Below are 25,134 nucleotides of genomic sequence, written 5' to 3'. Positions count from 1 at the left end.
AAAAATCTGAGAAGAATGAAACCTCTTTTAAAATAAAAAAATCTCCGCAGATTTTGCAGAGATTTAATATTTATTTAGCTTCAGATTTGCGCCAATCGGTTTTGAAAGCACAATCTTTGTACCGGTTGTTGATGGAGATAAATACGTCTGGTAATTTCTCTTTCACCCATTTTTCAACCATTTCGTTTTTCTTTTTATTAAGAGCCATTTGCTTAATTCGGTCGTAATCGGTAGTGATATCGAGTTGATGAGATGCGATGATATCATCCACTTTCACGATGCTTACAACTTTCTTGTCCTGCTGAATCGTATCTTGAAAAACATCGGTAATATCATTTTTATTAAGTCCTGCAATTTGATAAGAAACGGTAGGAGCAAGATTGAGTTTTTCAATTCTGTCGGAACCATCTTCTGAGGTAAGAATACCTGCATTGAACTTGGTTTTTTTGTCATCAGAGAATCGATAAGCTGCTTCTTTGAAGGTCAATCGGCCATTAAGAATCAAAGTTCTGATACTATCGAGTTCTTTTTTGGCGGTTGCAATTTCGGCATCATTAGGTTCTGCTTTTAGCAAAATATGTCTTGCATCGTAGTTTTTACCACTTTTTTTCACCAGTTGAATTAAATGATAACCAAATTCAGATTCCACAGGATCGGAAATTTCGCCTTCCTGAAGATTAAGTGCGGCAGCTTCGAAAGGTTTTACCATTTTTCCTTTAGAAATATTTTTGTACAAACCTCCATTGGCCGCAGAACCTGGATCTTCGGAGTAAATTCTCGCTTGATTTTCGAATGATTCGCCGGCAAGAATATCTTGTTTTATCTTGTTAAGCTTGGCAATAATTTCGTCCTTATGAGCATCTGTAAGCTTTGGATACATGATAATTTGTGACAAAGTCACTTCATCTTTCACCTCAGGAAGCTGAGATTTGTAAGTATTGAAAAAATCGGTTACTTCGTTCGGCGTTACGTCGGCTTTATCGGTGATTCTGCCGTATTTCATTTGCCCATAATAATTGTCGGTATCAATTTTTTCGATGGCGTTTTTCATTTCATACGAAGTTCGGAACTTGTAGGTAGAAAGCATTGTTTTTTCATCAGGAAATTGCCCAAGAATTTGGTTATATTTTTGGTTGGCAGTTTCTTTGATAGCTTCGGATCGGTTTTCGATCAGCGTATCTCTTTTAGCTTCGTAGATAAGTAATTTGTTATTAATAATGCTTTCAACAAATTCACATTTGTCAGATACCTGTGCACCTTGTTGTTTGGCATAATTTGCCTGATCTTCGATATCCGATTCCAAAATAATTTCGTTTCCTACTACCACTGCAATACCATCCACCAAAGATCCGGATTGCAATTGTGCATTTAATTTAACCCCAAAAAAGGCAAAAATCATGGTAAAAAGAAGCGCAAATTTTATTTTCTTGTTCATATTCATTTTTTAACGATTTGCAAAATTATCATTCTAAACGAGATAAACTGCATTTTTTATTATAATTATTTCTTAAAATTCTTTTCCAAATCTTTCATGAATTCCGGCTGAATCACAATTTTGGTGTTGGCTTTTTGCTGAGCAATAATCTCGGAAAGCTTCACTTCAGTTACCGCATCTTTCAGCATTTCTGCAGCTTCGGCTTCAGTCATTTGAGATGGAGGGAGAATCTTATCAATTGCGATCACCAGTGATCTTTCTTCCATTTTAGTTTGATGAACACCCGTTTTGAAAGGAACTTTGTATTTGGTAAACACATCCGCATCTTCCGACATTTCCCCTTTTTCGAAATGCACGAGGATTTGTTTCTTATCGTTGAGTTTGCCGTAATATTTAGCTTTCAAACTTTCCCAGTTTTTAGGATTCTTGATTTCCTTTTCAATTTCTTTGTTAAGTGTTTCATCTGCGATGATGGCTACTCTGCCGTCCGCTCTGTTTCCCCAAACGTATTTTTCTTTGTTTTTGTTGTAATAATCAGTCAGCCATTCCGGGTGTTTTGTGATTTCTTCATTCAAATATTTTGAGAAAATATAATCAGAATACAATCCTTTTTGGAAATCTGAAAGTTCTTTTTTAATCTCTTTTTGGTTGGTTAAATCCTGGCTATAGAACCTCATCACATCCTGATTATTTGCACCTTTCAATGCTTCACTCCAAGATTCCGGCGATAATTTTTCGGCCTCGCTTTTCTTATCAGCAATTAATTTTTTCAAATCACCGACTGTCGTTTTGTAATTTTTGTACTGGTAAAGAACCACATTATCTTTCGCCGTATTGAAAGCTTGGTAAGATTTCTTCACATTCTGAAATTCCGGAAACTCTTTATAAGTAGGATCCGATTTCACAAATGCAAGCATTTTATCCTGAAGATTTTCGCCATACAAAGCGCTGTTCATATCTTTCAAGAAAAAATCTTGGTTTTTATCTGTCAAAACATAAGGTTCAACATTATAAAGATTAAAAACAAAATAATTCTCCCCGAAAAGAATTGGTTCCGGTAAATAATATCCTGATTTTTTTCCTTTAAAAGCTTCATACACATCATCCGGAAGCGTTGGCGAACCCATCACTACTCCACCGTTTTCTTTTTCATGCTCGTTGGCTCCGTAAAGTTTAGCAACTTCTTGGAAGCTTTTTCCGGCTTTCAAATCGTTGTAAATTTTGGTTTTCATCGCTTCGGAATCGGCATTTTTCGGATAAGAAATGGTTCCGAAAATCATGTAACCCAAACTTGGCCTCGAGTTTTGAACTTTAGCAAAAGCCACATAATTCGGCGTATTTTGCAACTTAGTTAATGAATTATTAGGCAAAACCTTTAATTCAGAATACAAACTGTTATCAACGCTTCCGGGCTTGATGTAAATACCTTTCGGTCCGCTTTTCGTATATTTCGAAATCGCGTCTTCCATCGTCATTTTCCCGGATTTCACATCATCGTAAATCTGCTGATAATTATTTTTGTCGCCTTCGGCTTTTTGCACCATAAAAATCTGTACCAATTTCTCGGTTTTGCTATCCTTCATGTACTCATTCAGAACTGGGTCTACAACTTTTTTCGGGTAGAAAAACTTCGTTCTCAATTCACTTTCTTTATCCATCATCTTCTCGCGAAATGATGCAGTAGTATCAACCTGTTTTTGGGCCGCAAACTGTTGGAGAAGAATAAAATCTTCTGTCGCTTTAATGGTTTTTTCAATACCTGCATTTTGCAAACCATATTGGTATTCTTTTTTGAAATCGGCAAGCGAAATACTGTCTTTCCCAATTATCATATACTGTGCAGAAAGAGTGTTTCCCAAACCTGCCAACATCATGAAAGCAACTATTTTTTTCATACTTCGGTCTTCTGTTATGGTGAAGATTTTTAAAAAATTAAAAGATTGAATTTTCGGAAATAATTTAAACTTCTACTTCGAAAGTTGTTAAATCCTTGAAATCCTGAATTCTGGTCATCATTTCAGCCTCGGTAACTTCCTGTAATTTTTCGGTACCGAATTTTTCAACAGTGAAAGATGCCATCGCTGAACCTACGATCAACGCTGATTTCATGGTTTCGAAACTGAAATCGCCTTTTTTGGCAAGATAAGATGCAAAACCTCCCGCAAAAGTGTCGCCGGCTCCGGTTGGGTCGAAAACATCTTCCAGTGGAAGCGCAGGAATTGCGAAAATTCTCCCATCGTGGAAAAGCAATGCACCGTGTTCACCTTTTTTAATGATGACAAATTCCGGTCCCATTGTATGGATTTTTTTCGCTGCTTTTACCAAAGAATATTCGCCGGAAAGTTGGCGAGCTTCTTCGTCATTAATGGTAATAACGTCTGTTTTTGCAATCATTTGCATCAAAACATCCCAAGCAGAATCCATCCAGAAATTCATCGTATCGAGAATAACCAATTTAGGACGCTTGTTCATTTTTTCCAAAACAGAAAGTTGTACTCCCGGATGAAGATTTCCTAAAAGCAAAATCTCGGAATCTTGCATAGAATCAGGAATTTTCGGGTCGAAATTCTCTAAAACATTGACTTCAGTTGCTAAAGTATCTCTGGAGTTCAAATCGTTGTGATATTTTCCGCTCCAGAAGAAAGTTTTTCCGTCTTTTACGATTTCAATTCCTTCGATATTTACACCTCTGTTGATCAGCATATCCAAATCCGATTGAGGAAAATCGCCTCCTACAACCGAAACAATTCCTGATTTCACATTCAAAATTGAAGCTGCGATACCGATATAAGTTGCGGCTCCACCTAAAATTTTATCTGTTTTTCCAAATGGTGTTTCAATGGCATCAAAAGCGACTGATCCTACGACTAAAAGTTTCATTTATAAAGTTTTATTTTAATTAAAAATTATGTTTTTGTTGTTCTTTTTACTGATTATTTCCACTGAAAAGTATCGATTAAATGCAGCAAATCTTTTTTGATATATTCTACAGCCGGTGCTAAAGAATCTGGTTTCGGTCGGGAATTAAAATACAAATTGGCAGTTACATAATGCCTTGTGGAATCGGTGACAAAAAACTGAAGATTCGATGCAGTTGGACCTTTCAATTCATAGAAATTCCCGAAAACTCTTCGCTCCGGATAGCTGAAAGATTTCGTATCAATCGAGCTGGCTTTTATTGTGTGTTCGTAAACCATTTTCTCGGATTCTTTGATATGAAGGGCAAAATCGTTCTTCACCGGAAAATAAGTAATGAAAACTTTCGCTTTCATTTTTGGATAATAAATGTAATACCAACAAGCATTTTTGGCATTTTCAATTTTCGCAAAATCCGAATATTCAAAGGTGAAATTACACGGCGCGGAAAACGCCTGATATTTGGGTTTCGGATATTCCAAACGAAGTTCACCAGAAGGTTTCGGCTGAGTTTCCGGACTGCAAGAAACCAAAATAAATCCTAAAAAAGTGAAAATGAGTTTTTTAAACATTGCGCAAAAGTACAAATTAGATTTGAGATTGCGAAGTCGTTTTCTGAAGCATAATTTTTATCAAAAAAAACTTAGGAATCTCGTTTTATGTTATCAATCATTCAATTCTATGAGATTCCTAAGCCAGTTAAAAAAAGTTGAGATTTTTACTCAAACTTTATTTTTAGATTTCAATAAAACTATAAAGTTAAATGATTGTCAATCAATATTTTTCAAATAATTTTCCAAAGGTTTTGGAAAAGATTTCTGATGAGAATCTACTAGATTGGTGATTGTAAAGCCTTGTTCTTTGGCAAAATCATTCAGCATTTTTATCGTTGGCAAACTGACCTTATATATATGTATCGTCAAATTTTTGTGGGTAAGTTTATGCGAAACCGTTTTCATCGAACCAACATATCCCGAAAAAGATTCAGGGATTTCGACCGGAAATTCATATAATTTTTTCCAGATAAAATCTTCTTTCCTTTGTTTGATCAAAAACAAATCTCCGAAGTGAACGAAATAATATTTGAGTTCCAAATCCTGCGGTTTCACCTTCTTCGATTTCACCGGAAAATCCTGGATCTTTCCTAAATTAAATGCTAAACAATCTTGATTTAAAGGGCAAACTTCACATTTTGGATTTCGTGGTTTACAAATTTCTGAACCCAAATCCATCATCGCTTCATTGAAAGAACCAGCTTGTTTTTCAGGCATCATTTGCAAAGCCAATTCGGAGAAATATTGGAAAGCTTTAGAATTCGACACATCAAAATCATCAGCAAAAACCCGTGATAAAACCCGATAAAAATTACCATCAACCGCCGGAATTTTTGCTCCAAAACAAATACTTGAAATCGCAGCAGCCGTATATTTTCCAACACCTTTTAACTGTAAAATATCTTCATACTTTTCAGGAAAAATGCCTTCATGATCAATCATAATTTGCTGTGCGGCTTTATGAAGATTCAGCGCGCGCGAATAGTAACCAAGTCCTTTCCAATAGAGCAAAACCTCGTCGTTTTCAGCATTTGCCAAGGTTTCTATATCGGGAAATCTCGAGATGAAATTATGATAATGATTAAGCCCTTGTTCGATTCTAGTTTGCTGGAAAATAATTTCGCAGATCCAAATTTTATAGGGATCTTTCGTCGATCGAAAAGGTAAGTCTCTTCCGTAAGTTTTGTACCAAGCCAATAGTTTTTCACCAACGTGAAGAAAATCAGCATTTTGTTTTTTAGTTTTCAAAAAATGTTCTTATATTTGCACACCAAAAATATAAATAAATAAAGGAAATGACAAAGGCAGAATTGGTGAACACCATCTCAAATAAATTGGGAACTGAAAAGAATGAAACACAGAAAGTTGTAGAGGCGTTCATGCAGGAAATCAGAACTTCGATGTATAATGGCGACAATGTTTATTTAAGAGGATTCGGATCATTTGTAATCAAAACCAGAGCAGCAAAGACGGGAAGAAACATTTCTAAAAATACAGCAATTGAAATCCCAGCTCACAATATTCCGGCTTTCAAACCATCAAAAACGTTTGTAGAGAAGGTAAAAACCAAAGTAGCAATTAAATAATAAACAAAACGATAAGTTACAAATTAAAAATTTATAAATTATGCCAAGCGGAAAGAAAAGAAAGAGACACAAGGTTGCAACTCACAAAAGAAAGAAAAGAAGAAGAGCGAACAGACACAAGAAAAAATAATCTCTTCGCGATTTACAATATAACAATATAGTTGGTGTTTTTATATTCATAAAACCTCACCAACTATATTTTTGTTTTATCTAAAATTTGAAAGCAGCCTATTCATTATAGATTTATCTTAATGATAATCTGGCATTTCAAACATTCTTTAAAAAGATAAAACATCACTAAGTAATAAAAAAACAATTAAATTATTTTAAAAAATAGCCATAAAATCCAAAAGGTTTTTGACGACTATCCTACTAAATTTTTTAATTCCTTAACTCAACAATGAAGAAAGAACTGATTATTTCACATGAAGATGAGCACTCTAAAATTGCCCTTCTCGAAGACGGTCGGCTGTTCGAATTACACGAACAGGAAGACAAAAGCGACTTCGTGGTAGGTGATTTATTTATTGGTAAGGTAAAAAAATTGGCACCCAACCTCAACGCAGCTTTTGTAAGCATTGGCTACGAAAAAGATGCTTTCTTGCATTATCAGGATTTGGGACCGCAATTTCTCACGTATAAAAAATTTCTCAAAGACACTCTCGCTAAAAAACAGCAGAATTCTTCGCTGAAAAACTTCGAAATCCAGCCGGAAATCAACAAAAATGGTGTAATTGACAAGGTTCTCGCAAAAGACGACAGCGTAATCCTGCAAATCACCAAAGAACCGATTTCTACAAAAGGTCCTCGAATTTCCACTCAAATTTCTTTAACAGGAAGATTTCTTGTGCTGATTCCTTTCGACAAAAGCGTTTCGATTTCCAAAAAAATAAGCAACACCGAAGAAAGAGAACGTTTGCGTACTTTAATTGAAAGCATCAAACCAGAAGGATTCGGTGTGATCATAAGAACCGTAGCCGAAGGAAAAAAAGTTGCCGAACTGCACAATGATATGAATCTGTTGGTGCAAAAATGGGAAAATACCTTCAAAAATCTACAGAAAAACAAAGTTCCAAGCAAAATTTTAAGCGAAGAAGATAAAGCATCGGCGATTCTGCGCGATAATTTCAATGCAGATTTTGTTTCTATTATTTGTGATGACGAGCAAATGGTAAACGATATGGAAGCTTATATCGAAGTCATCGCTCCAGAAAGGAAAAACATCGTACAATTCTACGACAAACCAATTCCGTTAATGGAATATTACAACGTAGAAAAACAACTGAAACAAAGTTTCGGCAAACATGTGAATATCCCGAGTTCTAAAGGCGCATATTTGGTCATCGAACATACCGAAGCGCTTCACGTGATCGATGTGAACTCCGGAAACAACATTTCATCGGGAACTTCAGCGAGCAAAGAACATGCATTAAACGTGAATAAAATGGCCGCTACAGAAATTGCGCGCCAACTCAGACTTCGCGATATGGGCGGAATTATCGTTGTCGATTTCATCGATATGATCAATGCTGATCACCGAAAAGATTTATACGAACACCTGAAAGCAGAAATGAGCCGCGACAAAGCGCGCCACAAAATTTTACCACCAAGTAAATTCGGACTCATCCAAATAACGCGACAAAGAACGCGCCCCGAAAACCAAATTGAAACCAAAGAAGAAAACCCAAATATTGACGGCGAAATTCTAGCCCCAATTGTTGTGGTAGAACGTATGGAAGAAGTGATAAGAACACTTATCCAAAAGGAAAAAGGAAAAATTTTCCTTCACGTTCATCCGTTTGTGGAAGCTTACCTGACCAAAGGCTTGATGAGCACCCAAATGAAATGGTTTTTAAGATACAAAAAATGGGTAACCATTATCCCAAGAGATTCCTTTAAATACTTGGAATACAAACTAATCAACTCGAAAAAAGAAGAGTTGATGAGCTATTCAAATTAAATAAAATTCGGCAATGAACTGCCTAAATTTTATTAATCCAAAATTTACTCCCGATTTTTTTCGGGAGTTTTTATTTTAAGAAATCCTTAAAAAAATCGTCTAAAAAAGCTTTGAAAACAACTCAATTTTAACATCTATTTAAAACAAATTCCATCTTCAATTTACTATATTTGGAATATGGAATTATATGGTCGAGATTTACTAAAAAAGATACAAAACGCTGAACTTTTAGGCGAAAATGCCCACGCAATTTATTCGCCGCCTTATCGTCCTGTATTTTCTTATGATGAAATCCTTACCAAAAATCCAAAATTCGCAGCGGTAAACATCGTTCTTTATCTTAAAAACAACGAATGGTATTTCCCTTTGATGGTGAGAAGCACCAACGAGCGTGATCGTCACAGCGGCCAAATTTCGCTTCCAGGCGGAAAAAAAGAAGAATACGATCCCAATTTCGAAGCAACTGCAAAACGCGAAACCTCTGAAGAAATGGGAATTGGCGAACACTATATCCGAATAATTCGGGAAATGTCGCCCATTTATATTCCGCCAAGCAATTTTTACGTGAGACCATTCATTTCCTACACCAAAAAAAATCCGGAATTTATCTTACAAGAATCCGAAGCTGTTGAATTGATTGAATTTCCAATTTCATCCATTCTCACCCTTTCCGATCGTCCGGAAATGATGGTTTTGCCGAGTTCCAGAGGCATTGAAGTTCCGGTAATCAACTTCAACGGATACATTATTTGGGGAGCAACTTCAATGATTTTAAGCGAATTCAGTACATTAATGAAAAATTTGTAAATTCGCAAATTATGATCAACTGATAATGGCGAAGAAAAATATTTTCACGGATGCTTTTGGCAACCTTTATTTCCTAAAAAGACTCATCATTTTTATTCTGGGAATTGTATCTTACAGAAGATTTAATGGTTTTAATAAACTGAAAATTTCCGGTACTGAAAATTTGGTGGATCTTCCAGATTCCAATGTTTTATTTGTTTCTAACCATCAAACTTATTTTGCAGATGTAGCGGCGATGTATCATGCTTTTTGTGCTGTGAATAATGGTTATCTTAATTCCATTAAAAATCCTATTTATTTATTGAATCCTAAAGTAGATTTTTATTATGTAGCTGCCGAAGAAACGATGAATAAAGGTTTGATGACCAAACTTTTCAAACTTGCAGGCGCGGTTACCGTCAAAAGAACTTGGCGTGCAGAAGGACAAAATGTAAACAGAATGGTGGATTTAACAGAAGTTGAAAACATCATGAAGGCTTTGGATAACGGTTGGGTAATCACTTTTCCGCAAGGAACAACTTCAGCTTTTGCACAAGGAAGAAAAGGAACCGCAAAGTTGGTTAAAAATCAAAGGCCTATCGTAATTCCTATTAAAATCAATGGTTTTAGAAGAGCTTTTGACAAAAAAGGATTGAGAGTAAAAGTAACCGGTGTGAAACCTACCATGGAGTTCAAACCAGCTTTAGATATCGATTATGATAATGATGATGCACAAACCATTCTGAATAAGATAATGGTTGCCATCGAACAGACCGAAGATTTCAACCTTTTACATGAATATGATGAAACGTTGAAAGCTCAAAAATCTGAAGAAAAATCTCCTGTGAAATCTTAAAAATTGATCTATGAAAAAATTTATTGCGATATTCGTTTTTATAATTCTTGCCGCTTGTAATTCCCAGAAAAAATATTCGGATTTCGATTACAGCTATTCCCGAAGTGGCGGACTTTCACCAATCTATGAAAACCTTTTGATAAAAGGCAATAACGCGCACTATTCCTTCGAAGGACATGGTAAAAACATCAAAAAAGATTTCAAAGTTACTGCCGAAGAACGCAAGAAAATTGAAAATGTACTTTCGCAAAATAATTTCCGCATGATCCGCGAAGATTACCAAAAAGTTTACGACAATATTTCTACCAGTATCAACGTGAAAATCGGCAACCAATCGGGCAGCAAATCCGATGCTTCAATGATTATGGAAGGCGACAAAGACCGTTGGAACAACATTACCACAGTTTTCCAAGATATCATTAAAAATAAAATCAACGCCACTTCATAACTTTCCGAAATAAAATAATGACTTTTCCAGAAATTCTTCCATATTCTAACAATAAAACTCGTGTAGTACTTTATACATCGCAGTTTTCCATAGCAAAACTAGTCTTTCAAGTGCTCAATTTCTCAGGAAAAGAATTTGATTTTTTTCTAATAAATGGCGAAAATCAAGTTTCGGACAACGATTTTGTGATTTTGGAAACAGACGATGCCGAAAAAGCTAAAAATTTCGAACCGAATATCATTTTAGTTTCAGAAGAAATTGGCGATGAACATTTGGTTTCGATATTAGAAAACATTACTCCCGGCGGCGTTTTGGTTTATCCCGAAAGCAAAGAAGAAATTGTAGAAAAAGCAGAAAATTATTTCAGAAAACTAGCTTTTTCACCTTCAAAAATTAGCAAATCAGGTGAAAATTTTGTGCTTCATACCGATTTGGGAAACATTCCTTTAGTTTCTAAAGATGAAATTCTCTTAAAAAACGTCAATGGAATTCAACTTCTTTGTCAACAATTCGGCGTGATGGAAGAAGAATTTTATGAGCCGATGATGACTTTCGAATAAATTCAAAGGAATTTTTTTGTTTCAGTTTTAGCACATAACCTTCTGTAATTAAGGAAGAAAAGCTCTTTTCCATAAGATCAGGAAAATTTCATTAAATTTACGATAATTAAAAAGTAAATAAAATGAGATACCACCATTCCGGAAAGATACCTCAGAAAAGACATACAATTTTCAAGTCTGAAAATGACCAATTTTATTACGAACAATTGTTTGGCACCGAAGGTTTTCATGGAATTTCTTCCCTACTCTATCATATTCATCGTCCGACACAAATCAAATCGATCAGCAAACCCAAAGATGTCACTCCAAAAATTGCGGTTGAAAAAAATGTGACACCTAGAATGCTCAAAGGCATGAATGTAACGGCTGAAAACGATTTCCTCGACAGCCGAAAAGTGCTTTTGCTGAACAATGACCTGAAAATGGGTTTGGCAAAACCGAAAAAATCTACCGAATATTTCTACAAAAACGCCGAATGTGACGAGTTGCTCTTTATTCATGAAGGAAAAGGAACTTTGAAAACTTTCCTTGGAAATCTGGAATTTTCTGTGGGAGATTATCTCATCATTCCGCGCGGTACCATTTATCAAATCGAATTTAATGATGAGAATAATGTAATTTTCTTTATTGAAGCGCACTCTCCGATTTATACACCAAAACGTTACCGAAACGAATTTGGACAGCTCTTGGAACATTCTCCATTTTGCGAAAGGGACATCATTACGCCAACATTCGTCGAGCCAAAAGACGAAAAAGGAGAATTTACCATTAAAGTAAAAAAAGAAAACCAAATCTGGGATTTCGTGTACGCAACTCATCCTTTCGATGTGGTTGGTTGGGACGGATATTTCTATCCTTTTAAATTTAATATCAAAAATTTCGAACCAATCACTGGGCGAGTGCATCTTCCGCCGCCAATTCATCAAACTTTTGAGGCGCACAACTTTGTAGTTTGTTCATTTGTGGCAAGAATGTACGATTATCATCCATTGGCAATTCCTGCACCTTATAACCATTCAAATATCGATTCCGACGAAGTTTTATTTTATACTGAAGGTGATTTTATGAGCAGAAACCATATCGATTTGATGGATTTCACGCTGCATCCGGGCGGAATTGTTCATGGACCACATCCGGGAGCGATGGAACGCAGCATCGGGAAAAAATTCACCGAAGAATATGCAGTAATGGTCGATCCTTTCCGTCCTTTGAAACTTACTGAAGAGGCGATGAAAGTGGAAGATCCTTCGTATGCAACTTCTTGGCTTGAAAATTCAGATAATTATTTGGGCGATCGTTCTCAAGAGTAATCTTCATTTTTTTTAACCAAAAACATGACAGAAATTAGCGATAATTTCTCTAAAAACTGAGATTCCTCATTTCGGCTCTTAGCAGAATTAAGTAAATTTGAGAAATCAAACAATTGAAATTTAATTACACCAATATGAAATACGTAAGCGCAGAAGAAGCGGTATCACTCATCAAAAGCGGAGACAGGATTTTTTCACATGGCAGTGCATGTACTCCAAATTTTTTGATCGATGAACTAGCAAAGCAATCGTCACGCCTCTCCAATGTAGAATTTGTATCGATTACCCAACAGGGAAATGTAGAGATTGCAAAACCTCAATACAAAGATCGTTTTTTCATCAATTCCTTATTTGTTTCCACACCGGTTCGCGATGCTGTAAATTCCGATCATGGGGATTTCGTTCCGGTTTTTTTAAGTGAAATTCCTTTGCTTTTCAAAAACGGACATTTACCAATCGATGTTGCGATGATTACCGTTTCACCACCCGATCAACACGGATATTGCACCTTGGGAACTTCAGTAGATGTTGCCAGAAGTGCGGTAGATACTGCAAAAACAATTATTGCTCAAGTAAACCCAAAAATGCCGAGAACTCACGGTGACGGGATGATTCACGTTTCAAAAATCCATAAAATGGTTTGGCATGAAGAAGAACTTTTAACCGTAGATTACGGTGCAAAAGTAGGTGAAGAAGAATTGCTAATCGGTAAAAATGTTGCCGAATTAATCGACGACAGATGTACCCTGCAAATGGGAATCGGAACCATTCCTGATGCGGTTTTGAAATGTTTGAATAATCACAAAGATTTAGGAATTCATACCGAAATGATCAGCGATGGTATTGTAGATTTGGTAGCGAAAGACATCGTAAATAACAAGTATAAAGGCACTCACATGAACAGAACCATCACTAGTTTTGCCTTTGGAACCAAGAAATTATACGATTATATCCATGATAATCCTTCATTCGCTTTCATGGATGTGGAACATGTGAATTACCCAATCAATATCATGAAAAACAAAAAAATGGTGGCCATCAATTCTGCCATTGAAATTGATCTTACGGGACAGGTTTGCGCAGATTCTATCGGGACATATCAGTTCAGCGGTATTGGTGGGCAAATGGATTTCATGCGTGGTGCAGCACTTTCCGAAGGAGGAAAACCCATCATCGCGATTTCATCAAGAACAAAAAAAGGAGTTCCGCGAATTGTTCCGTTCCTGAAACCGGGAGCCGGTGTAGTAACCACGAGAGGTCATATTCATTATGTAGTAACTGAATTCGGAACCGCTTATCTCTACGGAAAAAATTTAAAACAAAGAGCAAAAGCCCTCATTGAAATTTCTCATCCTGATGATCGCGAAATGCTTGAAAAGGCGACTTTTGAAAGATTTTATCATTAAAAAAAAATGCTCCCAATGTTCTTGGGAGTTTTTTTGCATTTTTAATTACGAAAAAACTTACTTAAAGCTAAATTTTAGCTGTCCTAAAATTTTTGTAAATTGGCATATCTAAAAAAAGAATAAAATGTCAACACTTACTTTCGCCGAAAAAATAGCACAGGCAGAAAACTTTTTACCGATTAACGGTACCGATTATATTGAATTTTATGTAGGAAATGCAAAACAAGCAGCTCATTTTTACAAAACCGCTTTCGGGTTTCAGTCAGTCGCTTATTCAGGACCAGAAACCGGAGTTCGGGACCGCTCTTCTTATGTTGTTCAACAAGGGAAAATTCGTTTGGTTTTAACTTCTGGTTTAAAATCAGATTCTCCGATTTGCGAACATCAGAAAAAACACGGCGACGGAGTGAAAATCTTGGCACTTTGGGTAGATGATGCTTATGCTGCTTTCGAAGAAACCACAAAACGTGGCGGAAAACCTTATTTAGAACCTACCACAATCACCGATGAACATGGCGAAGTACGAATGGCCGGAATTTACACTTACGGCGAAACCATTCACATGTTCGTTGAAAGAAAAAATTATTCCGGAGATTTCATGCCCGGTTACCAAAAATGGGAAAGCAACTATAATCCATCGGAAGTTGGGTTGTTATATGTTGATCATTGCGTTGGAAACGTTGGTTGGGATCGAATGATTCCGACTGTTGAATGGTACGAAAAAGTAATGGGATTTGTGAATATTTTAAGTTTTGACGACAAACAAATTAATACAGAATATTCTGCGCTCATGTCGAAAGTAATGAGTAACGGAAATGGTTACGCGAAATTTCCGATCAATGAACCAGCAGAAGGAAAGAAAAAATCTCAAGTTGAAGAATACCTCGATTTCTACGAAGGTGAAGGCGTACAACACATAGCGGTTGCCACCAAAGATATCATCAAAACAGTAACAGAACTGAAAGCGAGAGGTATTGAATTTCTTCCTGCGCCTCCAAATGCTTACTACGAAATGGTTCCTGAAAGAGTCGGACAAATCGATGAAGACCTGAAAAAACTGGAAGAGTTAGGAATTTTAATCGACTGTGATGAAGAAGGTTACTTACTACAAATCTTCACCAAACCTGTGGAAGACCGCCCTACTCTTTTCTACGAAATCATCGAAAGACACGGTGCACAAAGTTTTGGTGCAGGAAATTTCAAAGCTTTATTTGAAGCTTTAGAAAAGGAACAGGAACGTCGCGGAAACTTATAAATCGAAATTAATCTCGTTCTGTTTTCATTAAATCATTTAAAATCATCCATGAAAAAAATAATTTTCAGCATCGTTTTTTGTTTTTCCACGCTTGGGTTGAATGCTCAGTATGGCTCTATCAATGCGATTATCCAGAAATTGGAAGAAAGACGCGGAATTAACCAAAACCTTTCCGATGTAAATATTGATGACAGAAAATTTATTCTGATAAAAGATTTTGAGGATCATACCGAACGGAGTTTCATCATCATTAAAGGAAATCTTGCAACTTATGTTGAAATGTTTGATGACAAAAAAAACGGAGAAACCTCTTCCAACGTTTTTTCCGGTGATATTGTTCGCTCGCAACACAACATTATTTCTCTGAGAGCCGACAAACTTGAAGGAAAAAAAATAGCTCTACCGGTAACGAAAACTTTACTCATGACGAAACAAAAAAAGTTCCTTTACTTGATCGACGTCAACACCAAAGAACGATGGATAGAGGAATCTGCCATCAATCAAAAATAAAATTAATCCATAATGAAGGTTCAAGATAAAATATATTTTCCCTTGAACCTTCTTTTTAAAAATACCCAAAAAGAATGAAGTCTTTTGTAAATTACGAACAAAACTCAGATTTTTCAATCCACAATATACCGTTCGGAGTTGCGGCTTTCAATAATGAATATATCGCTTGCTGTACGAGAATTGGCGATATTGTGATCGATTTGGCAACGCTTTACGACTACGGATTTTTTGATGAAATCGAAGGTCTCAATGAAAATGTTTTTGAAGCATATACTTTAAATGAATTTATCGAACTTGGGAAACCAGTTACCAATGCGGTAAGGCTTAAAATCCAAGAACTTCTTTTGGAGGATTCTAAAATTGACAATGATGAAAGAACTTTAGAAGAATGTTTTTTCAGTTTAGATAAAGTGAGAATGATGATGCCACTTCACATTCCGAATTATACCGATTTCTACAGCAGCATCGAACATGCGACTAATATAGGAAAAATGTTTCGTGATCCAGCAAACGCCCTGCTTCCGAACTGGAAACATCTTCCGGTAGGATATCACGGTCGCGCTTCGTCCATCGTGGTTTCCGGAACCGAAATTATTCGTCCGAAAGGTCAAACGAAACCTGCGGATTCCGAAAAACCGATTTTCGGGCCATCAAAACAGCTCGATTTCGAACTGGAAATGGCTTTTGTGGTGAATAGACATACCGAAATGGGCGAAAGTATTTCCACTTCGGAAGCTGAAAATGCCATTTTCGGAATGGTGCTTTTCAACGACTGGTCGGCGCGAGATATTCAAAGTTGGGAATATGTTCCGCTTGGACCTTTTTTAGGGAAAAATTTCGGAAGTTCCATTTCACCCTGGGTGGTGACCATGGAAGCTTTGAACCCGTTCAGAACTTCATCTCCGCAGCAGGAGCCGGAAGTTTTGGATTATTTAAAATTCTCAGGAGAACAAAATTACGACATCAATCTTGAAGTTTATTTGCAACCCGAAAATGGTACGGAAAACCTCATCACGCAAAGCAATTACAAATTCATGTACTGGAATATGTTGCAGCAATTGGCTCATCATACAATAAATGGTTGCAATGTGGAAGTGGGAGATCTTTATGCATCCGGAACAATTTCGGGAGAAGATCCAAATTCTTTCGGTTCCATGCTTGAAGTCACGTGGAGAGGGCAAAATCCAATCCAATTAAACAACGGGCAAGAAAGAAAATTTATCGAAGACAACGACACGATTATCATGCGAGGCTTTGCCGAAAAAGATGGAATTCGTGTAGGTTTTGGTGAAGTTTCAGGGAAAATATTGCCTGCTAAATAATTCTTTCAATTTAATTTCATCATGAAAACAATTTCACCAAAAGAATTAAATAATCTTCAATTGCAAACCCTTTTACAGACGGCAATTGCACCACGACCAATTGCACTTGCATCTACTATCGACGCAGAAGGAAATGTGAATTTAAGCCCATTCAGTTTTTTTAATCTTTTCAGTTCTAATCCGCCAGTGGTGATTTTTTCTCCGGCGCGAAGAGTACGTGACAATACCACGAAACATACTTTAGAAAATGTCTTGGAAGTTCCGGAAGTCGTGATTGGGATTGTGAATCATCCAATTGTACAACAAATTTCACTTGCTTCTACAGAGTACGGAAAAAGCGTCAACGAGTTTGTGAAATCCGGTCTTACAATGAAAGATGCAGAATTAATCCGACCAAAACTTATTGAAGAATGCCCTGTAAATTTCGAATGTAGAGTATTAGAAATAAAACAATTAGGTACTGAAGGCGGAGCCGGAAATTTAGTAATTTGCGAAATCATTAAAATTCATATTCACGAAAAATACTTGAATGGTGAAGGGAGTTTAGACCAGATAAAACTCGATTTGGTGGCGAGATTAGGAGGAAATTGGTACGCCAGAAACAATGAAAGCAATTTGTTTGAAGTTCCGAAACCATTGGTAACCAAAGGAATCGGTTTTGATTTATTGCCGAACGAAATCAAATATAGCAAAATTTTCACGGGAAACGATTTGGGAATGCTTGCCAACATCGAACAATTGCCAGAAGGAAATTGTACCGATAATGAAAATCTGCATCAAGAAGCTCAACAATTGCTTCAGCAAAACAACATTGAAAAAGCTTGGGAAACCTTGATATTGTAAACAAAAAAAAGAGTGAACAAATTCACTCTTTTTTTATTACTCGTTTTCTTCTTTTAGACTTAAATCTTTGTTTAAATCCGGGTTCAGTTTCAGGTATTTCTTCTTCTGATTGTTCCGGAATTTAATGTTGAGCATTTCTACCGCTAAGCTAAATGCAAGACATGAATAGATGATATTTTTACTTACATGCTGATGAATTCCTTCCGCAACCAACATCACACCGATTACCACTAAGAAAGAAAGCGCCAACATCTGTAAACTCGGATATTTATTGATAATTGCAGAAATTGGTCCCGCAAAAGCCATCATAATTCCGATAGAAACAATTACCGCAATAATCATCAATAAAACACTATCAACCAATCCAATAGCAGTAAGAATAGAATCCAGAGAGAATACCATATCGATCAGGATTATTTGAAAAACCACCATCGCCATCAGTGCGGAAGCGCCGGATTTTGGTTTTGGTGCATCATCGTGCCCTTGCATTTTTCCGTGAATTTCAAAAGTACTTTTTCCGATAAGGAAAATACCTCCGGCAAGAAGAATGATATCTTTCCAACTGAGAGAAAGTGGCAATTCCGAACCGGGCTCATTGAACCACGGTAATGTGATGACAGCTTCTTTTAAACCGATAATCCAGTTGATCATTAACAAAAGTGCTACACGGAAAATCATCGCAAATGCCAAACCGAGATTTCTGGCAAAACGCTGTTTTTCTTTCGGCAATTTGTCTGAAATTATTGATATAAAAATAATATTGTCTACTCCCAAAACGATTTCTAAGAAGGTAAGTGTAAGCAAACTGATCCAGATTTGCGGATCTGCAAAATTGGGTAAATCTATTACAGAAAGGAATTCCATTGATTATATAAATTTCAACAAAAATAGCAATTAAATACAGTATTGAATAAAAATTTTTACTTGTTTCAAAAAAAAATCACCCAAATAATTGAGTGATTTTTTGTGATTACCAGATCTTAATTCTTTCTTCTGGAGCTTTATAGAGTTTATCACCTGGTTTTACGTCAAATGCTTTATAGAAGGCATCTTGGTTAACAAGCGGTCCGAAACTTCTGAAATATCCCGGCGAATGCGGATCGGTTTTCACTTGATTGGTCATATATTGTTCGGTAGATTTGGTACGCCAAACCGTTGCCCAACTCATGAAAAATCGTTGATCTTGATTGAAACCACTGATTAAACCTGGATTTCCATGATCTTTCAAATACATTTGCAACGCGGTGTAAGCCACTGCTACTCCACCTAAATCACCAATATTTTCGCCGCTGGTGAATTTTCCGTTCACAAAACTGCCTTTTACCGGCTCATATTTATCGTATTGAGCGGCCAATTCTCCCACTTTTGCATCGAAATTTTTTCTGTCAGCTTCCGTCCACCAGTTGTTGAGGTTTCCATCACCGTCAAATCGCGAACCGGAATCATCGAAACCATGTGAAATTTCGTGCCCGATTACTGCGCCAATTCCACCGAAATTTACCGCTGGATCAGCTTTGAAGTTGAAAAATGGCGGTTGCAAAATAGCGGCAGGGAAAACGATTTCGTTGTTGGATCCACTGTAATAAGCGTTTACTGTTTGAGGCGACATTCCCCATTCGGTTTTATCCACTGGTTTTCCTACTTTATCCAAACTTTTCGCGTACTGCCATTCACTTACTTTCATGAGATTTCCGTAGTAAGTTCCGCCATCTTTTGGAGCGGTGAGCTGAAGTTTAGAATAATCTTTCCAAGTATCTGGATAAGCAATTTTCACACTAAATTTCGAGAGTTTTTCCTGAGCTTTCACTTTCGTCGCATCCGACATCCAATCGAGGTTATCGATATGTTGTTTGAATGATTTTTTCAGATAATCGATGTAAGTTTCCATTTGCTGTTTTGCACCTGCGGGGAAATATTTTTCTACATATAATTTACCAAAAGCTTCACCCAAAGTACCGTTCACCACGCCCAAAGCTCTTTTGTCCATAGAGCGTTGTTCTTTTTGGCCTTGAAGGTATTTGGAGTAGAAATTGAAATTGATATCATCCAATTTTTTATCGAGAGCTGTTGCATTTCCAGCAATCATTCGGGCTTTCATGTAGTCTTTAATCAACGGCAATGTTCGCGCATTCATCCACGAATCCATATTTTGGTAATATTTCAATTCGCTTACGATTACTTTGTCGGTTTTCACTCCGGCTGAAGAAAGATATCCTTTAAGGTCGATATTCTTCACCAATCCTGGAAGTTCAGCTACCGTTTTCGGGTTATATCGCAAGTTTGCGTCGCGGTTTTGCTCGTTGGTTAAAAGATCAGCTGCAAGACGTTTTTCGAAAGCAACCACTCTTTGCGCAGTTTGATCTGCTTTTGAATCACCTAAAACGGTGAAAAGTTGAGCAACATAATTTTTATACTCATTCAAAGTTTTCGTGTTGGCTTCATTTTCTTTTTGGTAATAATCTCTTCCCAATCCTAAACTTGGACCGCCAAAATACACCGCATTCATGTTTGAGTTTTTCATATCGGCTCCTACTCTCCATGCGTAAAAAGGATTGTCGCCGGTTTTGGTGGCATCAATTAAATATTTTTGCAATTCTGCAATCGTTTTAATTTGATCAATCTTAGCCAAATCTGCTTTGATTGGGTTGATTCCATCGGCATTTCTTTTATCCCAATCCATGAAAGATCCGTAAAGCGCCTGAATTTTTTGACCTTCAGAACCTTGAGTAAAATTATCAGATAAAATTTTATTTAAAATCTCCAAAGAAGCAACATCCACGTCTTCACGAAGTGCATTAAAACTTCCCCAACTCGATTTATCTGAAGGAATTTCTGCAGTTTTGATCCAGTTTCCGTTCACATAATTGAAGAAATCGTCTTGCGGACGCACCGAAGTGTCCATATACGAAAGATTAAGGCCTTCTTCTTTAACAGTTGCTGGTGTATTTTGCACTGCTGTTTCAGTTGTTTCGGTTTGAGTAACCTTGTTTGCCGTACACGAATTGAGGAATACAACTCCCGAAAACGCAAGAATGCTTATTGAAATTTTTTTCATTGGATAGAATTTAGAATTGATTAATAAATAGTCGAAGAATAAAGCAATTTGTTACCTTTTGTCTAAAATTATGAATAAAATGGCAATCTAACAAAAAAAATCACCTTGAGAATTCTCAAAGTGATTTACAAACTAAGTTTTGGGTATTTTTACCAGATTTTAATTCTTTCTTCTGGTTTTTTGTAATGTTTATCGCCTTCTTTCACATCAAAAGCTTTATAGAAAGCGTCGGTATTCACCAAAGGTCCGAACGCTCGATAAAGTCCCGGTGCGTGTTCGTTGGTTTTAATTTGGTTGATCAATGCTGCTTCTTTTTGCAAAGTTCTCCAAACGGTTGCCCAACTCATGAAGAAACGCTGATCTTGGGTGTAACCACTGATGTTTCCAGGATTTCCGTGGTCTTTCAAATACATTTGTAAAGCGTCGTAAGAAATATTCACTCCACCCAAATCCGCAATGTTTTCACCATTGGTAAAAGTTCCGTTTACGTGAGTCCCTTTCACAGGTTCGTAGGTATCGTATTGCGCTGCGAGGGATTTTGTAGCTTTTTCGAAGTTGGCTTTATCTTCAGCTGTCCACCAATCGACAAGATTTCCATCAGCATCAAATTGCGCTCCGGAATCATCAAAACCGTGAGTCATTTCGTGACCAATCACAGCGCCAATTCCACCAAAATTAATCGCTGCATCCGCTTCAGGATTGAAGAAGGGAGGTTGCAAAATAGCCGCCGGGAAAACGATTTCGTTGTTCAAAGGGTTGTAGTAAGCGTTTACAGTTTGCGGCGACATTCCCCATTCTGTTTTATCAACTGGTTTTCCGATTTTGTCTAAATCTTTTTGATATTGCCAAGCGGTATAATTCTGAAGGTTTTTATATAAAGTTCCGCCATTTTCAGCCGATTGAAATTGAAGTTTCGAATAATCTTTCCATTTATCAGGATAAGCGACTTTCACGGTGAAAGTATTGAGTTTTTTCAATGCTTTTTCCTTCGTTACCGGCGACATCCACGCTAAATTGGTGATGTGTTCAGAGAAACTTTTCTTAAGATAACCGATCAATTCCACCATTTGAGATTTCGCTTCAGCCGGGAAATATTTTTCAACATATAATTTTCCGAAAGCTTCGCCCAAAACTCCATTGATCAATTCGAAACCTCGCTTGTTTTGCGCTCTTTGCTCTTGTTGACCTCTCAAATATTTTCCATAAAAGTTGAATTTCTGCTCATCTAAACTTTTCGAAAGATAAGATGCGCTGCCGGAAAGCAAGTGAAATTTCATATAATCCTTAATCAAAGGAAGATTTTTTTGGTTGATGAATTGATCTAAATTTTTGTAATAATTCAATTCACCTACAATTACTTTATCGGTTTTCACACCAACTTCAGCAAGATATTTCGGAAGGTTTACGTTCTTCACCAAAGCCGAAAGTTCGGTCATCGTTTTCGGATTGTATTGCAAAGTTGCATCACGAATTTGCTCGTTGGTAAGATAAGTTTTCGCGATACTTTTCTCGAATTTCACGATATTCTGCGCAGTTGTAGCTGAATTTTTATAACCTAAAACATCCAACATTGAAGCCACATATTTGGTATATTCTGCCAAAGCTTCGGTGTTTTTAGGATTTTCTTTTTGATAATAATCGCGGCCCATTCCCAAACTGGCATTTCCTAGATAGACGGCGTTCATCTTAGAATCTTTCAAATCCGCATCAATTCCCCATGCGTAGAAAGGATTTTCGCCATTTTTGGTAGCTTCGATCAAATAATTTTGAAGATCAGAAACCGATTTTATTCCATCAATTTTCGATAAATCCGCTTTTATCGGGCTGATTCCATCAGCATTTCGCTTATCCATATTCATATAAGTTCCATACAAATCCTGGATTTTTTTTCCTTCACTTCCTTCTGCAAATTTCTCTGTCAGAAGCGAATTCAAGATGGTCATGGAATTATTATCGGTGTCTTCAGCCAATTTGTTGAAGCTTCCCCAAGTTGATTTATCCGAAGGAATTACAGCGGTTTTCATCCAAGTTCCGTTCACGAAATTATAGAAATCATCTTGCGGACGAACCGATTTATCCATGGTGCTGAGATCCAAACCTTTTTCAGGAGTTTCTTTCACAGTTTCCATAGGCGGAATTGGGGTTTCAGGAGTTGCAGCTACTGAGGTTTTTGCGGTACAAGAATTCAATGCGATGATTCCTGCAAAAGCAAGCACAGTTATGTTGATTTTTTTCATTGATGAAATATTATTTCTTGTTTAGTCTTAAAGAATTTTCAAATGTTACAATTATCAATAAAAAACCACTCTTGAAAAAGAATGGTTGTGATTTTTATTTGAAATTAATTTTTCCGCCGATGACGTTTTTCACTTTTCTATCGTCTGGATCTCCATAAATATCGATAATTCCGCCTGCTCTGGTTATTGCTTTCACCGAATCTTTTACATTTACTTCAGCAAAACCACCTGCGTTTGCGGTTACACTTGTGTTTTTCGACTTTGCATCTTGCCCGTAATATTTTCCTCCGGAATTCACTACAACATCCTGATTATCGGCTTTTCCAAAAATTCTCACTTCACCTGCCGAATTGGTTTTTACATTTAATTTTTCAGCATCCACATTCAAATCGATTTTCGAACCTTCGTTGGAAACAAGCGATAGCATGTTGGTTCCCATTTCGTCAGACGAAGTAATCGTTGAACCTTGGCTTGCCTGAATATCATTGAGTTTTTGATAATAAACTTTCACCGAAATTTGTCCGCCTTGAAGAATTTTTGCCGGCGATAATTTTATTTTCAGTTCGCCATTTTTGTTAATGGTTTCTACATCTGCATCTTCCGATTCGGTTTCTACTTTGTTTTCGTTGGATTCAATAAGTGTTACATTGAGCTTATTATAAACCTTCAATGAGGTAAATGAACCCACATTTCTAACCGATTGCGCAAATGATAACTGAAATGCCAGAATCAAAAAACTTCCTAATACTTTCTTCATAATGATATTGATTTTTTCTTTTAAGTAAACGTTTTCTCTATTGTTTTATTTCTTCTTAACCTTTAAAATAATCAGCTATTTTCTTTCACCAAAATCTCGACTAAATCCTGCAAAATTCGCTGAGAAACAAAATTCGCAAAATCATTTCGCTCTAAATGAGGAAGAAAAAGTCGATTGGATTGCTCAAAATCCCCCACCCGAATCGAATAAAAAATAACACCAATTTCATTATTAAACTTGTCCGAATTGGGTCCAGAAACGCCCGTTGTAGACAACGAAATATCGGTTCCGAACAATTTTTGGCAACCCAAACTCATTTCTTCAGCAACTTCTTGAGAAACTACCGTTTTCGCTGAAATTGTTTCAGCTGAAACGCCAAGAATTTTTATTTTTTGATGATAATCATACGGAATTATTCCGCCTTGAAAATATTTTGAACTTCCGGAAACCGAAGTAATCAATCGTGCAAGTTCACCACCGGTGCAACTTTCGGCCGTTGAAATAGTGAGTTTTTTTTCGATTAAAATTTCTTTTAAAATTTCTTGAATTTCATTTCCGTTCCACGAAATCACTTTTTCTTCAATAATTGGCCGAAGTTTTTCAATTTCATCATCTAATTGATTTTCAACTACTTTCAAATCATCTCCGACTCCAGTCAATCTCAATTTCACTCGATTTCCGATTGGTAAATACGACAAAGTAATATTTTCAGGAAGCTCCAATTCCCAATTTTCAATCGTAAGCGCGAGCAAACTTTCAGGAAAATTGACTACAGAAATGATTCGTGTAGCGATAAAATTTAAAGAAAATTGTTCTTTCAGATACGGAATAATTTTGTTTTGAATCAAAGGTTTTACCTCGTAAGGAACACCTGGAAGACAGATCGCTATTTTGCCATTTTCTTCGATCATTTGACAAGGAGCAGTACCATTTTCATTTTGAAAAATAAATGCTTTCGAAAGAATAACCGCTTGGTTTTTATTAATTTCCAACAAATGTTCGCGCTTTCTTTTTACCATCAATTTCCGAAGATGTTCGAAAGTTTCTTCATCCAATTTCAATTCATCCTCAAAAAAATCTGCAAAAGCCATTTTGGTTTTATCGTCTCTGGTTGGCCCCAAACCGCCGGTTGTAATAACAAGATTCCCGATTTCAAAAGCAGATTTCAAAGTAGTTTTAATGGTTTCAACATCATCTGAAATTGTAAAAATCTGTCGTACAGGAATTCCGATATTTTTAAGTTGAGCTGCGATGTAAGTTGAATTGGTATCGACCGTATTTCCAGACAAAATTTCGTCGCCGATGGTGATGAGAACTGCTTCCATATAAAGGTTTGAG

General features: G+C 36.6%; 22 protein-coding genes. 12 read left to right on the top strand and 10 right to left on the bottom strand.

Features of this window, described 5'->3' with window-relative positions:
* Nucleotides 1–70 precede the first annotated feature (70 nt).
* The 5 genes from NOV28_RS00605 to mutY all read right to left on the bottom strand — a co-directional run bounded on the left by NOV28_RS00605 (nt 71) and on the right by mutY (nt 6,153).
* Nucleotides 71–1,435 (bottom strand): peptidylprolyl isomerase, encoded by a 1,365-nt coding sequence (locus NOV28_RS00605; protein ID WP_380264814.1) that lies wholly within the window; start codon nt 1,433–1,435, stop codon nt 71–73.
* A 65-nt stretch (nt 1,436–1,500) separates the two neighbouring features.
* Nucleotides 1,501–3,330, bottom strand: coding sequence for a peptidylprolyl isomerase (locus tag NOV28_RS00600; RefSeq protein ID WP_255926497.1), 1,830 nt, complete (start codon nt 3,328–3,330; stop codon nt 1,501–1,503).
* Between the two features lie 64 nt (nt 3,331–3,394).
* Nucleotides 3,395–4,315, bottom strand: a complete 921-nt coding sequence (locus NOV28_RS00595; protein WP_255926495.1) for a PfkB family carbohydrate kinase — start codon at nt 4,313–4,315, stop codon at nt 3,395–3,397.
* A 53-nt stretch (nt 4,316–4,368) separates the two neighbouring features.
* The gene (gene gldD, locus NOV28_RS00590; protein WP_255926493.1) at nt 4,369–4,923 is read right to left on the bottom strand and encodes a gliding motility lipoprotein GldD; all 555 of its coding nucleotides are present in this window, start codon (nt 4,921–4,923) and stop codon (nt 4,369–4,371) included.
* Nucleotides 4,924–5,121: 198 nt separating this feature from the next.
* Nucleotides 5,122–6,153 carry an A/G-specific adenine glycosylase gene (gene mutY, locus NOV28_RS00585; RefSeq protein WP_255926491.1) on the bottom strand — a complete coding sequence of 344 codons (1,032 nt, stop codon included), beginning with the start codon at nt 6,151–6,153 and terminating at the stop codon, nt 5,122–5,124.
* 47 nt (nt 6,154–6,200) lie between these two features.
* On the opposite strand from mutY, the gene NOV28_RS00580 reads away from it, so the two are divergent.
* The 12 genes from NOV28_RS00580 to NOV28_RS00525 all read left to right on the top strand — a co-directional run bounded on the left by NOV28_RS00580 (nt 6,201) and on the right by NOV28_RS00525 (nt 17,747).
* Nucleotides 6,201–6,491, top strand: coding sequence for an HU family DNA-binding protein (locus NOV28_RS00580; RefSeq protein ID WP_088264242.1), 291 nt, complete (start codon nt 6,201–6,203; stop codon nt 6,489–6,491).
* A 400-nt stretch (nt 6,492–6,891) separates the two neighbouring features.
* Complete coding sequence (locus tag NOV28_RS00575) at nt 6,892–8,451, top strand: Rne/Rng family ribonuclease (RefSeq protein ID WP_255926485.1); 1,560 nt, start codon at nt 6,892–6,894, stop codon at nt 8,449–8,451.
* Between the two features lie 177 nt (nt 8,452–8,628).
* The gene (locus NOV28_RS00570; RefSeq protein WP_255926483.1) at nt 8,629–9,258 is read left to right on the top strand and encodes an NUDIX hydrolase; all 630 of its coding nucleotides are present in this window, start codon (nt 8,629–8,631) and stop codon (nt 9,256–9,258) included.
* Nucleotides 9,259–9,283: 25 nt separating this feature from the next.
* Entirely contained in the window at nt 9,284–10,093 is an 810-nt protein-coding gene (locus NOV28_RS00565; RefSeq protein ID WP_255926481.1) for a lysophospholipid acyltransferase family protein, read from the top strand.
* 10 nt (nt 10,094–10,103) lie between these two features.
* The gene (locus tag NOV28_RS00560; protein ID WP_255926479.1) at nt 10,104–10,541 is read left to right on the top strand and encodes a hypothetical protein; all 438 of its coding nucleotides are present in this window, start codon (nt 10,104–10,106) and stop codon (nt 10,539–10,541) included.
* A gap of 17 nt (nt 10,542–10,558) precedes the next feature.
* A complete protein-coding gene (locus NOV28_RS00555) occupies nt 10,559–11,101 on the top strand; it encodes a hypothetical protein (protein WP_255926477.1) in 543 nt (180 codons plus the stop codon).
* Between the two features lie 122 nt (nt 11,102–11,223).
* Entirely contained in the window at nt 11,224–12,411 is a 1,188-nt protein-coding gene (locus NOV28_RS00550; protein WP_255926475.1) for a homogentisate 1,2-dioxygenase, read from the top strand.
* Nucleotides 12,412–12,545: 134 nt separating this feature from the next.
* Nucleotides 12,546–13,817, top strand: a complete 1,272-nt coding sequence (locus NOV28_RS00545) for an acetyl-CoA hydrolase/transferase family protein (protein ID WP_255926473.1) — start codon at nt 12,546–12,548, stop codon at nt 13,815–13,817.
* 124 nt (nt 13,818–13,941) lie between these two features.
* The gene (hppD, locus tag NOV28_RS00540) at nt 13,942–15,072 is read left to right on the top strand and encodes a 4-hydroxyphenylpyruvate dioxygenase (RefSeq protein ID WP_255926471.1); all 1,131 of its coding nucleotides are present in this window, start codon (nt 13,942–13,944) and stop codon (nt 15,070–15,072) included.
* A 48-nt stretch (nt 15,073–15,120) separates the two neighbouring features.
* Nucleotides 15,121–15,582 (top strand): hypothetical protein, encoded by a 462-nt coding sequence (locus NOV28_RS00535; protein WP_255926469.1) that lies wholly within the window; start codon nt 15,121–15,123, stop codon nt 15,580–15,582.
* Between the two features lie 74 nt (nt 15,583–15,656).
* Complete coding sequence (gene fahA / locus NOV28_RS00530) at nt 15,657–16,904, top strand: fumarylacetoacetase (protein ID WP_255926467.1); 1,248 nt, start codon at nt 15,657–15,659, stop codon at nt 16,902–16,904.
* Between the two features lie 21 nt (nt 16,905–16,925).
* On the top strand, nt 16,926–17,747 hold the full coding sequence (locus NOV28_RS00525; RefSeq protein ID WP_255926465.1) for a flavin reductase family protein: 822 nt from the start codon (nt 16,926–16,928) through the stop codon (nt 17,745–17,747).
* Between the two features lie 36 nt (nt 17,748–17,783).
* Here NOV28_RS00525 and NOV28_RS00520 read toward each other — a convergent pair whose 3' ends face one another.
* The 5 genes from NOV28_RS00520 to NOV28_RS00500 all read right to left on the bottom strand — a co-directional run bounded on the left by NOV28_RS00520 (nt 17,784) and on the right by NOV28_RS00500 (nt 25,121).
* A complete protein-coding gene (locus NOV28_RS00520; protein WP_255926463.1) occupies nt 17,784–18,611 on the bottom strand; it encodes a TerC family protein in 828 nt (275 codons plus the stop codon).
* 106 nt (nt 18,612–18,717) lie between these two features.
* A complete protein-coding gene (locus NOV28_RS00515; RefSeq protein ID WP_255926461.1) occupies nt 18,718–20,802 on the bottom strand; it encodes a M13 family metallopeptidase in 2,085 nt (694 codons plus the stop codon).
* 149 nt (nt 20,803–20,951) lie between these two features.
* Nucleotides 20,952–23,039 (bottom strand): M13 family metallopeptidase, encoded by a 2,088-nt coding sequence (locus NOV28_RS00510; protein ID WP_255926459.1) that lies wholly within the window; start codon nt 23,037–23,039, stop codon nt 20,952–20,954.
* Nucleotides 23,040–23,133: 94 nt separating this feature from the next.
* A complete protein-coding gene (locus NOV28_RS00505) occupies nt 23,134–23,796 on the bottom strand; it encodes a head GIN domain-containing protein (protein WP_255926457.1) in 663 nt (220 codons plus the stop codon).
* 71 nt (nt 23,797–23,867) lie between these two features.
* Nucleotides 23,868–25,121: a CinA family nicotinamide mononucleotide deamidase-related protein gene (locus NOV28_RS00500; RefSeq protein ID WP_255926455.1), complete on the bottom strand. Its 1,254-nt coding sequence runs from the start codon at nt 25,119–25,121 to the stop codon at nt 23,868–23,870.
* Between the last annotated feature and the right edge of the window lie 13 nt (nt 25,122–25,134).

Source organism: Kaistella montana (assembly GCF_024436175.1).
GTDB classification, from domain to species: Bacteria; Bacteroidota; Bacteroidia; order Flavobacteriales; family Weeksellaceae; genus Kaistella; species Kaistella montana.
This window is presented reverse-complemented; position numbering and strand designations above follow the sequence as displayed.